We start from the raw sequence: 12,731 nt of genomic DNA, 5'->3' as shown, positions 1-12,731 counted from the left end.
GCCCGTTCATTTGAACGGGCTTTTATATTGGTTAATCCTTGATCGGAATTTCTGTTTCGTTTAATAGAATAGGTTTTCCAAATCCTAATTTTTCCATTCGTTTCAATTGCGTTTTAGCATCACCAACAACCAACCAGATCATTTTGTTTGGATCGATGTACTTTTTAGACAATTCTTGAATACGAGAAATTGTCATATCGTTTACAATCTTTTCACGGTCTTTTACATAGTTAGGTTGTAACTCGTAAGTACTAATATTCTCTAACATTCTCAATTTAGCACCCATAGTCTCAAAAGCTCTTGCATTACTCTTGATCAAGAAACCTTTGGTGGTTGCTAGATCTTTCTCGTTATAATTCTTTCCGTAGTTCTCCAAGATTTGTTTTACCAATTGAGAAGCTTCTAAAGTAACATTACTTCTCACACCACTTGAAATACCGAAAGGACCTTTGTCTTTTCCTCCGGAGAAGTAAGAACCGATACCATATGTATATCCTTTTCCTTCACGTAATTGTTGTGTTAATTGCGAAGCAAATCCACCACCACCAAGAATGTAGTTCATTACAGTAGCCGGATAATAATCAGCATCATTAAATGCTAAAGCAGGTGCTCCAAATCGTAACTGCGATTGTTTTGCATTTGGTACATCATAGAAATACACAGTAGACTTCTTAGGAGCTTCCGGAGTTTTGTATTCAGGAATTGTTACATCTTTAGCAGCCCAATCAGATTGGAAGCCAGCCAAAGAATTCATTACATTGTCTTTATTGATGTCACCTACGATATGCATTTTAGCAACCGAAGGAGAGATGTAATTATTATAATATGCTTTTAGATCATCTATGGTAATTGTGTTTATAGATTCGATGCTTCCAAGTAAGTTCTTAGAACGAATATTGTTTTCACCGTAGATCAACTTATTAAAGTTGTTTGTAGCAATAGATCCCGGACTAGCTTCTTGCTGTCTTAAGTTGGTAATAGCTCTTCTCTTTAATAACTCAAATTCTGTCTCATCCCATCTTGGCTCTAATAACATTTCTTTTGCTAGGTCAAGTGTAGCTTGGTAATTTCTTGCTAGAGTGGTTCCGCTAATTCTAATGCTTTCTTTTCCTGCAAAAATATTTACAGAAGCTCCTAATTGAGCTAAGGCATCTTCCAATTCACTTACTGTTTTGTTTTTAGTACCTCTAGACATTAGATTGGCTGTTAAATTAGCAACCCCTAATTTGTCCATGCTTTCTAATAATTGCCCTCCGTCAATTACAATATTAAAACGTACCAAAGGCACTTCATCATTCTGAATTCCAAATACTTTTAATCCGTTGTCTAATTTATCTTCCCATACCTGTGGTACTTTTACTGATGGAGCAGAACCATAAGGAGGCTCAACAGAACGATCAAATGTTGAAGGTGTTTTTTCATATTTGGCTGCAATAGAAGCATCAAATGTCTCTTCAGCACCAATTACAATCTTTTCTTCTACTACTTCAGCTTCTGTTGAATTTGCTAAAGCTAATTCTTTCCCATTTCTAGGTACAAAGCTGGTAGCAATATAATTTTTTCCTTTGATGTACTTGTTGTACACATTCATTACATCTTCTTGAGTAACAGCCAATGTGTTTTTGATGTCTTGAGTAACAAAACCAGGGTCACCTGTGTAAGTGTTGTATGAAGCTAAACGAGATCCTTTTCCAAGAACACTGGATAAGCTTCCGTAGAAATCAGTTTCTAACCCTGCTTTAATTCTATCCAGATCTTTTTGTGGGATTCCATTCTTCTCAAAATCGGCAAACGCTTGATCGATTCCTTTTTTTACATCATCTAATTTGATATTGTTAAATGCTCTAACGATCAATTGAATTTGCCCTGCAATTTCAGATGTAAAATTAAACATAGTAGCACCGGGAGCAATCTTTAGATCGTCTACTAAAACTTTGTTTAGAGGTGCTTCTTTTCCTGATGATAAATATTCACTTAAAATATCTAATGCGTATGCATCTTTGTTGTATTGCTCTACAGATGGCCAGGTTAGTGTTAATTCCGGTAAACGAGCAAAGTTGTCTTCGTAATATAGATTCTTAGTTTCAGCAACTACTCCCGAACGTCTTTCGATTGGAGCAATTTCTTCTCCTCTTGGAATTTCATCAAAGTATTTGTGAACCCATTTTTTAGCTTGCTCTACATCAATATCACCTGATAAAACTAAAGTTGAATTGTTAGGAACATACCATTTTTTGAAGAAGTTCTTTACATCATTAACAGTTGCATTTTGAAGATCTTCTAAAGACCCAATTACTTGCCAATTGTATGGGTGATCTTTTGGATATAAGTTCTTACCAATCACATATTGTCTGTGACCGTAAGGAGCATTATCAACTCGTTGTCTTTTCTCATTCTTTACAACTTGTTTTTCTTTAGCTAATACAGGATCTGTTACTGTATTGATAAACCAACCTAATTTGTCGGCTTCAGCCCAGATCATTTTTTCTAAGGCATCGCTAGGTACAGTTTGTAGGTAATTTGTTCTATCTCGAGAAGTAGATCCGTTGGCGCCGGAACCTCCAATTCGAGCACCCATTTTATCCAAACCACCTTTTCCAAGGTTTTCAGATTCTAAGAATAGTAAATGCTCAAAAAGGTGAGCAAATCCTGTTCTTCCTTCTATCTCACGGGCAGAACCTACGTGTACCATAAGCTCTACAGCAACAACCGGATCGGATTTGTCAACATGAAAGATAACATCCAGTCCGTTGTCTAAAGTGATCTTTTCGTAATTAATAGATAAGTCTGGAGCTGCTTCCTTAGTAGGTTGACATGCAATAAAGCAAGTCAAAAGAACTCCTATAATTAGTTTTCTTGTCATGATTGTAGTTTTGGTGCGTGAATTTACTAAAATAACAACGTTCAAAAGCCTAATGGATTGTTAAAGAAAAGAGGAAGGTTAAAGCCTTCCTCTTAATAAAAATTAGTTCTTGATGAACTTTTTTGAATTGTTGAGAGTCTTACTTCGTACAACAATTGTGTATATACCTCTTTTGAGCTTAGAAACATCAAAAGACTTTTTCCCTGTAATATTCATAACACTTCTTCCTGCCATATCAATAATGCTAATATGAAGATCTTTAAGAAGTCCGCTGTTGTAGTTTATGTGTAAAACATCTGTTACGGGATTTGGATATAATAAGACAGCATCCGAGATTGTATTTTGAGAAGCTTGTCTTAAGCAGGAGTTAGCATCACCAATAATCGTCCATCCATTTGTGTTCACCAAATCTTGTCTTGCTGTTACAGAAGCTGAAGAGCAATAAGTTCTTCCCGCTGCTCCTAAAGTAATGTTTTGAGGAATGCTGGTAAGGTTAGACCACCCTACTAAAATGTTTTCATAATTGGTTCTAGAGATTCCGGAATTATCTAACATTCCGTTCATGTTAGTCACATTGCTTACATTCCAATTTCCTAGATCTTGATTAAAAGCTGTAGCGCCTTTAAACATAAATTGCATATTAGATGCACTTCCAACATTCCATCCACTAACATCACCGTTAAAAGATTTAGCACCTCTAAACATTTCGTAGAAATTAGTTTTGTTGCTCATTTTGTTATTCCATCCGCTTAAATCTTGATTAAAATCAAAAGCTTCTAAGAACATTCCTTGAATAGCTCCGGCATTTAAATCCCATTTTCCAATAGGTTGATTAAACCTCCAGGCACGATGAAAAAGATAGTTCATGTTTCCAACAGAACTCACGTCCCAATCACTAATGTCATGATTGAAGGCATAAGCACTCTGGAACATGCAATACATATCGGTAACATTACCAACTTTCCAATTTCCAATATTCTGATTAAAGATTGTGAATGAGATTGTGTTTCTCATCGTTGTTACATTAGATGTATCCCAATCTCCAATACTGGCATTAAAGTTTGATGCTAGATAAAACGTTTGATTCATGTTGGTAACATTAATAATGTTCCAATTGTTCCAATTTGTAGGGCTCAAAGCGCTACATCTCGCAAAGGTTCTTTTTAAGCTAGTTACCAATCTTAAATCTGGAGCATCAGTTGCTGTTACTTCTAACTTCGAACATCCATAGAAAGCATTTTCCATACTTGACCACTTAATGTCTCCCCATTGAATAACGTCTATAATCTTATCTTTATCTCCAGAATTGTTGAAGTTTACTCTTAAAGTATTATCAGATTTTATAATAACCTTGTGAGTACCGGGATTGGCAAATGTATGACTTTGATAACCAGAAACTCCGGTTGTTTCAAATACACCATCATTATCCCAATCAATATCGTAAGTTCCACCGATGATAGGGAAAGTTATAGACTCATTAGAAGAAGTAGTTTCCCAATTGGTGATAAAAAATGCTGCTTGACAATTAAGAACATCACCAGAAATAACCCATCCTTTGTTGGTAAGATTTTGACGCCCGGTAATGGATGCAGCAGAACAGTAAATTCTACCTAAAGCTCCTAAAGGAACATTTGACTTCACATTCTGACTTCCCCAGCCAACCAAGATACTTTCATAATTAGCTGTAGAAATATCTGTATTATCTAGCATATCGTCCATATCTGTTACTTGATCTATATCCCAAGCACCTAAATCTTGATTAAAACGAGTTGCTCCTTTGAACATGAATTTCATAGATGTTGCAGCAGAAACGTTCCAGTTACTAATATCTTGATTGAAATTTTTTGCAAGGCGAAACATTTCATAAAGACTCCCTTTATTGCTCATATTCCATGAGCCTATGTCTTGATTGAACTCTCTGGCCTCTAAAAACATTCCCGTCATTGCACCTACATTGTCAACATTCCATAAACCTATGTTTTGATTAAAATTAGTAGCTCTTTCAAACATATAGTTCATGTTTGATACAGATGTTACATCCCAATTAGAGATATCTGCATTAAACTTTGAAGCTCCTTGAAACATAGAATACATGTCTGTAACATTACTTACATCCCAAGATCCAATATCTTGATTGAAAATTGAAAATGTAAATACTTGTCTCATGGTTGTTACATTAGAAACATCCCAGCTAGAAATATCAGCATTGAAAGGTGAAGAGTTAGAGAAAAGTAAATTCATGTTCGTTACATTACTCACATCCCAATGATTAAGTGATGGTGTTGTCAAGTTAGTACAGCGAGAAAATGCTCGGGTCATATCTGTTACTTGAGATAAATTTGGAGCATCAGTGGCAGTAATATTTAAATTAGAACAACCATGGAAAGAATCTCTCATAGATGCCCAAGGAGTTGTACCCCATTGATTGACCTCTAAGATCTTGTCTTTGTCTCCTGTGTTGTTGAAGTAAATTCGAAAAGAAGAAGAGGTGGCTTCAATGGTAATTTTGTGTTGACCGGCGCTAGCGTAAGTATGGCTTTGATAGCCGCTAACTCCTGTTGCATCCCAATTTCCATCATCATCCCAATCGATATTGTAGGTTCCTGCATTAGAAGGAATAGTAATGGATTCGTTGGCAGTTGTGGTTTCCCACGTTGTGATAAAATAATCACTTTGTGATTGTCCCATCAATGAGAATGATGAGAAAATTGCACATAAAAAAACAAAAGTAATTTTTTTCATAGTGTTGAGGTTTTAGTGAATAATGATTGAAGAAAAGGTGTAGAATGCTATGCTTACCTAATAAGCATAATGCGAAGGGCATGCAAAAAGCCTGGGGGATTTTCATAGCACTTTTTCCTTTTCACGATTTTTGAGATATAAATCTATGAAAAAAATAAAGAATTAGCTATTGGAAAATGAGTTGATTTTCAGTAAACTAACTATTGGGTGATAATTAGAGACAAAAGAAAAAACGAAAGAATTTATTGGTTTTGTTGCCACTTCCAAGCAGAAGAAAGAGCTTCTTCAATACTCTTTTTTGCTTTCCATCCTAGCTCTTTGTTGGCAAGGGTAGTGTTTGCATAAGCAGCAGTTATATCTCCTTCACGACGATCGACAATCTTATAATTTAATGAAGTGTTAGAGATCTTTTCAAAAACTTGAATAACTTCAAGTACAGAACTTCCTTTTCCTGTTCCTACATTGTAGACTTCATAGTCAGATTTGTTCTTGTTGTTGATCAATCTCTCTAAGGCAACAATATGTGCTTGTGCCAAATCTACTACGTGAATGTAATCGCGAATAGCTGTTCCGTCTGGAGTAGGGTAATCACCACCAAAAACAGATAATTGTTCTCTAATCCCTGCTGCGGTTTGTGTAACAAAAGGAATCAGATTTTGAGGAACTCCTAGAGGAAGCTCTCCAATTTTAGCAGACTCATGAGCTCCAATAGGATTGAAATAACGTAACGAAATAGCAGTTAATCCATCTGCTTTACAACTTTCTTGGATAATCTCTTCTCCTATTTGCTTGGTGTTTCCATAAGGAGATTCTGCAGACTTTACAGGAGCTTTTTCAGTTATGGGAAGTTCATCTGACTGACCATATACGGTACATGAAGAACTAAAAATAAAATTAGAGATCTTGTGCTTTTTCATCTCTTGTAAAAGGTATACAAGAGTTGTAATGTTGTTCTCGTAGTATTTTAAGGGTTGCTCAACACTTTCTCCAACTGCTTTAGAGGCAGCAAAGTGAATAATGCCATCAATTTTTTCTTGCTGAAAAAAGTGCTGAACATCCTTTTTATTTCGAAGATCTATATTGTGATAATCAGGTTTTTTTTCTGTGATTGAAGTGATGTTATCCAATACTTCAATTTTTGAATTAGATAAGTTGTCTATGATTACTACATCATAACCTGAATTTTGTAATTCTACAACGGTGTGAGATCCAATAAATCCTAACCCGCCTGTTACTAAGATCCTCTTCATAATATCTTAACCTACAAAGTCTAAAACTGTTTGCGTAATAAATTGCAATTGATCTTCAGTCAACTCTGTATGCATTGGTAAAGAGATCACAGTTTCAATCAAAGAGTTTGTGACTTTAAAGTCTTCTTCATTATAACGATCGTCCTGATACGCTTTTTGCTTATGCAATTGTACAGGATAGTATATAGCATTTGGAATTCCTTGGTCTAACAAGTACTTGTGTAAAGCATCTCTTTTACCATTGGTAATTTGTAATGTATACTGATGGAATACGTGTGTTGTAAAATCGCTAATAATTGGTGTAATGATGTTAGGGTTGCTAGAGAAAGCATTTGTATAATAAGCAGCTGCATTTCTACGAGCATCACAATAAGCATCTAGATTAGGAAGCTTTGCTTTTAATACAGCAGCTTGAATACTATCTAAACGAGAATTTACTCCAATAACATCATGATAGTAACGCTTGTACATTCCATGGTTAACCATCCCTCTGATGATATGAGCTAGCTCATCATCATTGGTAAAAATAGCGCCACCGTCTCCATAACAACCTAAGTTTTTAGAAGGGAAGAACGAAGTAGTTCCTACATTACCGATGGTTCCTGCTTTCTTCTTAGTACCATCAGAAAATGTATAATCAGCTCCGATAGCCTGAGCAGTATCTTCAATAACATATAAATTATGCTCTTTAGCTACCTCTAAAATAGCTTCCATATTAGCACATTGACCAAATAAGTGAACCGGAACAATGGCTTTTGTTTTAGGAGTTATAGCCTTTTTTAAGGCATCAATATCTATGTTAAACGTATCTGGCTCAACATCAACTAAAACAGGAGTTAGTTTTAGCAATGCAATAACCTCAACAGTAGCAGCAAAGGTAAAATCTACAGTAATTACTTCATCTCCTTGCTCCAAGCCTAATCCCATCATTGCTATTTGCAAAGCATCAGTTCCGTTGGCACATGGAATTACGTGCTTTACGTCTAAATACTTTTCTAAATCTGCTTGAAACTCTTTTACATAAGGTCCGTTGATAAATGCAGAAGAGTTTAATACTTCTTCAATAGATTGATCAACAGTACTTTTGATTTTTTCATATTGACCCTTCAGGTCTACCATCTGAATTTTTTTCATAAATGCTGAATTTTACGACCTCAAAAATACAATTTAAATCTGTTATCTTTGAGAAAACTCAAACGATTCTGTATGAAACGATTCAAAAAAATACTCAAGGTAATCTTAATCATTGTTATCCTCTTAGTAGCTGGGATATGGCTATATACAAGAACCCTTCATCCTACCTATGATGGGGAGTTAGAGTTAGCTCATTTGAATGATGAAGTAACTGTTTATTTTGATGATTACGGAGTGCCTCATATCAACGCTAAAAATCAAACAGATGCCTATAGAGCATTAGGGTATGTTCATGCGCAAGATCGATTGTGGCAAATGGAATTGATTCGTAGAATTGCTCCGGGAAGACTTTCTGAAGTATTGGGTGAGAAATTAGTAGAGGTAGACATGTTCTTTTCCGGTTTGGGAATCACAGAAGATGCAAACAAAGCAATAGCAAAACTGGATAAAAACGATAAGCCATATCAATACACAAAAGCTTATTTGGATGGAATCAATCAGTTTATAGAAAATGGACCTACTCCGGTAGAATTCTTATTGTTGGGAGTTAAGAAAGAAAAGTACACAATTGAAGATGTGTACAATGTTTTTGGATATATGTCTTTCAGTTTTGCAATGGCGCAAAAAACAGATCCTTTATTAACTGAGATCAAAGAAAAATTAGGAGTAGAGTATTTAAAAGAACTGGATATTCCAATTTATGAAGACACTGCTATTCTTAAGAATGAAAAGAACCCGGAGTTGAAGGCTGCTACAGCAAAAGCGATGAGCAAGATCTATGAAAACCTTCCTGTTTCTCCATTTATTGGAAGTAATTCATGGGTTATTGGGGCGGATAAAACAAAGAATGGAAAGGTCATTTTTGCCAACGATCCACATATTGGGTTTTCACAACCTTCAGTTTGGTACCAATCCCATATTAAAACGCCCGATTATGAAATGTATGGTTATAACTTGGCACTAACGCCTTTTGCCTTACTAGGACATAACAGAAATTATGCTTACGGATTGACCATGTTTGAAAATGACGATATCGATTTTTATTTTGAAGAGAACAATCCAGAGAATGAAAATGAGTACAAGACACCAACAGGGTATCAGAAGTATGAGTTATTAAGAAAAACGATCAAGATAAAAGACAAGCCGGATACAACTTTTCAAGTAAAAGTTAGTCAGCATGGCCCTATTATGAATGATCTTTTAAATGAAGTTAGAAGTGAGAGACCGGTAGCAATGCAATGGATTTACACAAAATTAGACAATAGAATTTTAGATGTAGCCTACCAAATGTCACATGCAGGTTCTTTGGATGATTTTAAAGCTGGTGCCAGCTTATTGCATGCTCCTGGACTTAATATTATGTATGGAGATGCAAACAATAATATTGCTTGGTTTGCATCAGGAAAACTATATAAATACAGAGATTCCTTAAATACAAAATTGATTTTGAATGGTGCTGATGGAAAGGATGAGATTCTAGAGTATTTAGACTTTGAACAAAACCCGCAAGCTATCAATCCTAATTGGAATTATGTTTATTCTGCTAACAATCAACCCGATTCTATAGCGGGAATTCTATACCCGGGATATTATTTGCCAGAAGACAGAGGTTATAGAATTGAGCAGTTGTTGGAAGAGAAAAATGATTGGACCAGTGAAGATGTTCAGAAAATGATCTTTGATGTAACATCGCCTATTGTAGTAAAAAATATAGAGAATATGGTTGCGTCTTTGGATACGAATGATTTTTATGAGAATGAGCAGAAAGCCCTTGAAACTTTGAACGAATGGAATGGGGAATATGCCAAAGAAAAAAATGCACCTACAATCTATACTCGATTCTTGTATGAGTTTTTAAAGAACACATATAAAGATGAGATGGGAGATGCTTTTCCTGAGTTTTTAAGTACACATCTAATGAAGAAGGTAATTGCAGTTCAGTTGGCTAGAGGAGAATCCGTTTGGTGGGATGATGTAACTACTGATCAAAAAGAAACTAAAAAAGAGATTATACAGACCTCTTTTAAGAATACTGTTGCTTTTTTAGAGAAACAATTAGGTGCTAATGTAGCTGATTGGTCTTGGAATAAAGTTGCTTCTGTAGAGCACGGGCACGCACTTGCAGCCGGAGGAGAAATGCTAAGAAATACATTTAATGTTGGTCCATTCAATATGGATGGAGGTAATGAGGTAATCAATAATCAATTGTTCAAATTAGATAGCACGGGATATTATAAAGTACATGCAGGTCCATCAACAAGAAGAGTGATTGATTTTTCTAATGTAGAAAATAGTATGAGCATCCTTCCAACTGGTCAATCAGGGAATGTTTTTAGCGATCATTATGATGATCAAGCTCAGAAATATTTAAATGGCGAGTTTGTAAAAATGTTGCTAAATCAAGGCGAGATAGAGAAGTCTAAAAATATCTTGATTTTCAAGAAAAAATAATGAACTTCAGGATCTGTTAGATCCTGAAGTTTTATAAACTTTTAGCTTTCGCAGCAAAGCCCTCCTTGGATTTCACCAAGACATACAAACCCAATTGGGAAAAGAGCAGGATAAGAACATGTACCGTCTGAGTGAGTCGTGTAACTTCCTGTACATGGGCATGGATCTCTAAACATACCTCCAAGCACTTGTTGTTGTTCAGCTTTGTTTAAAGCTTTTCCGATGTTTAAAATTTGTTTTTTCATTATCATAAGTTTTAAAAAATGAGCCCGAAATAGTTGAGGTACTCGGGTTTATACCTTTTAGGTTGCCATGATGCAACAATTGTTAAAGCAAAAAGTAGGGGCACCAGGTAAAATGGTATTTACACATTGACTACAGTCTGAAACCGGATAACTGAAGGGGTAGTTGCAAGAATTGCTGCCTCCATTTATAGATTGTTGTTCTGACGCGCTTAAAGCAACACCAAAACCTAAAATTGATTTTTTCATAAGTGTAATTATGAATGTAAAATCCTTGAACCATTTGAGACACTCAAGGTGAATGTCTATTCTTTGCGAGAAAAACCAGAGGCATATAGCCTCTGGTGTAATTAGTAATGAAACTCAGAGATCTTAAAAATCTTCTGGGCACATACATCTACCTAAAGGATAGTTGCATTCTTCGTTCCAGCGACAAAGCCCTGTGTTACTAGGACTACAAAAATTGTGAGTAGATTCACAGATAAAGTCACCTCCCGGAGCGCCTCCAAAAGTTTGTTTTAGTTCTGAGCTGTTTAAAGCTTTTCCAATGTTTAAAATTTGCTTTTTCATAATAAAAAATTAGAAATCATAAATACCTTGAACCATTAAAGACACTCAAGGTTTGTGTCTGCCCTGTTTGTTTTAACATGGAGGGAAATGAGGGACATTTAATATACAAGAGCCTTCACATTCATACCATATATTACCATGTGATTCACACCAAGATTGAGTGCACCAATAGTGCACAGCTTGATTGCAAGCTTGGAAAGCAGTAATACCCCCTTGAATTTGTTTTTGTTCAGCTTTGTTTAAAGCTTTCCCAATGTTTAAAATTGACTTTTTCATAATAAAAATTAGAAATCATAAATGCCTTGAACCATTAGAGACACTCAAGGTTTGTGTCTATTCTTCGCGAAAAAATATTTTTAAATAAGAAGTTGATTAGTTACAGCTTGGAAGACATTGATCTAAACAATTAGCATAAACCATTCTGTCACCGCCAGATTCGGCATAACAAGTGTCATAGCATTCTAAGCGACATTGGAGATTACCTCCTTGAATTTGTTTTTGCTCAGCTCTGTTTAAACTTCTACCAATGTTTAAGATTGACTTTTTCATAATGAGTATGTGTTAAGTTAAAATGCCCTGAACTATTAGAGACACTCAGGGTTTGTGTCTTTTTTATATAGCGATTGTTCAAAGCTAGAGGCACAAAGCCTCTAGCTAGAACTAATAAAGGCGAATGCACGTATCAAAAAATTGCGAACTTTAAAAAAGGATTACTGCATTGCCATAGATCAGATTATTCTCTGCCACCAAGATTCAAGCAAGCCCATACAGCTGCATCTCCAAGACAGCATCCATTAGGGGTTGGATACCCTCCACATCCTGTACATTCATTAGGGTCTATTTGAGGACATCCAGATCCTCCTTGAATTTCTTTTTGCTCTACTTTATTTAGAGCTTTTCCGAAGTTTAAAATTGTTTTCTTCATAAGAATTAATGTTTAAAATAGATTGATAGTTAGTTAGATACAGTAAGGAACTGGAAATGCGTTAGGGTCTCCCGGAATAAATTGACAGTTCTGACCGTTGTAATTTGGATTTGGAACACAACAGCTAAGTGTTGGATTACAACAAGGACTTGGTTTTAGTCTTCCTCCATTTACTTGTTTTTGCTCTGCTTTGTTAAGAGCTTTTCCAATGCTTAAGATTGATTTTTTCATAATAAAAAGTTTAAGTATGAATTAAGCCTTGAACATTTATAGACACTCAAGGACTGTGTCTGTCTCTCGCTTGATTTTCATTTTAGATTTATATGACAAGAAGAATCCCAAAAAGGGATTCTTCATTAAACTTTAAATGAAATCTTCACAGATCATTTGAGCATTACATTGACCGAACTGACAAGCACCAGTTCTACAGTAATCTCCAGGAGATAAAACAGGAGGGCATTGGTCTTGACAAGGTCTACCACTTCCGTTAACCTGCTTTTGCTCTGCCTTACTAAGGATTTTTCCTAGTTGTTTTAAGCTTTTCATAATTAAAA

Annotated in this window: 10 protein-coding genes; 1 reads left to right on the top strand and 9 read right to left on the bottom strand. The window is 35.5% G+C overall.

Features of this window, described 5'->3' with window-relative positions; translation table 11 throughout:
- Window positions 1–31: 31 nt before the first annotated feature.
- The 4 genes from ACFSRZ_RS03620 to ACFSRZ_RS03605 form a co-directional block, all read right to left on the bottom strand.
- Window positions 32–2,863 (bottom strand): M16 family metallopeptidase, encoded by a 2,832-nt coding sequence (locus tag ACFSRZ_RS03620; protein WP_379665153.1) that lies wholly within the window; start codon window positions 2,861–2,863, stop codon window positions 32–34.
- 102 nt (window positions 2,864–2,965) lie between these two features.
- Window positions 2,966–5,605, bottom strand: coding sequence for a BspA family leucine-rich repeat surface protein (locus ACFSRZ_RS03615; RefSeq protein WP_379665152.1), 2,640 nt, complete (start codon window positions 5,603–5,605; stop codon window positions 2,966–2,968).
- A gap of 242 nt (window positions 5,606–5,847) precedes the next feature.
- Window positions 5,848–6,855: a UDP-glucose 4-epimerase GalE gene (galE, locus tag ACFSRZ_RS03610; RefSeq protein WP_379665151.1), complete on the bottom strand. Its 1,008-nt coding sequence runs from the start codon at window positions 6,853–6,855 to the stop codon at window positions 5,848–5,850.
- A 6-nt stretch (window positions 6,856–6,861) separates the two neighbouring features.
- A complete protein-coding gene (locus tag ACFSRZ_RS03605) occupies window positions 6,862–7,989 on the bottom strand; it encodes a DegT/DnrJ/EryC1/StrS family aminotransferase (protein ID WP_379665150.1) in 1,128 nt (375 codons plus the stop codon).
- A gap of 72 nt (window positions 7,990–8,061) precedes the next feature.
- Between ACFSRZ_RS03605 and ACFSRZ_RS03600 the strand changes: the two genes are divergently transcribed.
- Window positions 8,062–10,440, top strand: coding sequence for a penicillin acylase family protein (locus tag ACFSRZ_RS03600; RefSeq protein WP_379665149.1), 2,379 nt, complete (start codon window positions 8,062–8,064; stop codon window positions 10,438–10,440).
- Between the two features lie 41 nt (window positions 10,441–10,481).
- Here ACFSRZ_RS03600 and ACFSRZ_RS03595 read toward each other — a convergent pair whose 3' ends face one another.
- From ACFSRZ_RS03595 to ACFSRZ_RS03575, 5 genes are all read right to left on the bottom strand, one after another.
- A complete protein-coding gene (locus ACFSRZ_RS03595; protein ID WP_379665148.1) occupies window positions 10,482–10,685 on the bottom strand; it encodes a hypothetical protein in 204 nt (67 codons plus the stop codon).
- 369 nt (window positions 10,686–11,054) lie between these two features.
- The gene (locus ACFSRZ_RS03590; protein ID WP_379665147.1) at window positions 11,055–11,252 is read right to left on the bottom strand and encodes a hypothetical protein; all 198 of its coding nucleotides are present in this window, start codon (window positions 11,250–11,252) and stop codon (window positions 11,055–11,057) included.
- 733 nt (window positions 11,253–11,985) lie between these two features.
- Complete coding sequence (locus ACFSRZ_RS03585; RefSeq protein ID WP_379665146.1) at window positions 11,986–12,177, bottom strand: hypothetical protein; 192 nt, start codon at window positions 12,175–12,177, stop codon at window positions 11,986–11,988.
- Window positions 12,178–12,210: 33 nt separating this feature from the next.
- On the bottom strand, window positions 12,211–12,408 hold the full coding sequence (locus ACFSRZ_RS03580; protein ID WP_379665145.1) for a hypothetical protein: 198 nt from the start codon (window positions 12,406–12,408) through the stop codon (window positions 12,211–12,213).
- A 132-nt stretch (window positions 12,409–12,540) separates the two neighbouring features.
- A complete protein-coding gene (locus ACFSRZ_RS03575) occupies window positions 12,541–12,723 on the bottom strand; it encodes a hypothetical protein (protein WP_379665144.1) in 183 nt (60 codons plus the stop codon).
- Window positions 12,724–12,731 lie beyond the last annotated feature (8 nt).

Source organism: Pseudotenacibaculum haliotis, assembly GCF_042684245.1.
In the GTDB taxonomy this organism is placed as follows: Bacteria; Bacteroidota; Bacteroidia; order Flavobacteriales; family Flavobacteriaceae; genus Polaribacter; species Polaribacter haliotis_A.
This window is presented reverse-complemented; position numbering and strand designations above follow the sequence as displayed.

Bases quoted from the DNA above. Each gene is read 5' to 3' on its own strand.
- ACFSRZ_RS03600 (WP_379665149.1), top strand. From the start codon at position 8,062: ATGAAACGATTCAAAAAAATACTCAAGGTAATCTTAATCATTGTTATC.
- ACFSRZ_RS03585 (WP_379665146.1), bottom strand. From the start codon at position 12,177: ATGAAGAAAACAATTTTAAACTTCGGAAAAGCTCTAAATAAAGTAGAG.
- ACFSRZ_RS03590 (WP_379665147.1), bottom strand. From the start codon at position 11,252: ATGAAAAAGCAAATTTTAAACATTGGAAAAGCTTTAAACAGCTCAGAA.
- ACFSRZ_RS03580 (WP_379665145.1), bottom strand. From the start codon at position 12,408: ATGAAAAAATCAATCTTAAGCATTGGAAAAGCTCTTAACAAAGCAGAG.
- ACFSRZ_RS03620 (WP_379665153.1), bottom strand. From the start codon at position 2,863: ATGACAAGAAAACTAATTATAGGAGTTCTTTTGACTTGCTTTATTGCA.
- ACFSRZ_RS03575 (WP_379665144.1), bottom strand. From the start codon at position 12,723: ATGAAAAGCTTAAAACAACTAGGAAAAATCCTTAGTAAGGCAGAGCAA.
- ACFSRZ_RS03615 (WP_379665152.1), bottom strand. From the start codon at position 5,605: ATGAAAAAAATTACTTTTGTTTTTTTATGTGCAATTTTCTCATCATTC.
- ACFSRZ_RS03605 (WP_379665150.1), bottom strand. From the start codon at position 7,989: ATGAAAAAAATTCAGATGGTAGACCTGAAGGGTCAATATGAAAAAATC.
- ACFSRZ_RS03595 (WP_379665148.1), bottom strand. From the start codon at position 10,685: ATGAAAAAACAAATTTTAAACATCGGAAAAGCTTTAAACAAAGCTGAA.
- galE (WP_379665151.1), bottom strand. From the start codon at position 6,855: ATGAAGAGGATCTTAGTAACAGGCGGGTTAGGATTTATTGGATCTCAC.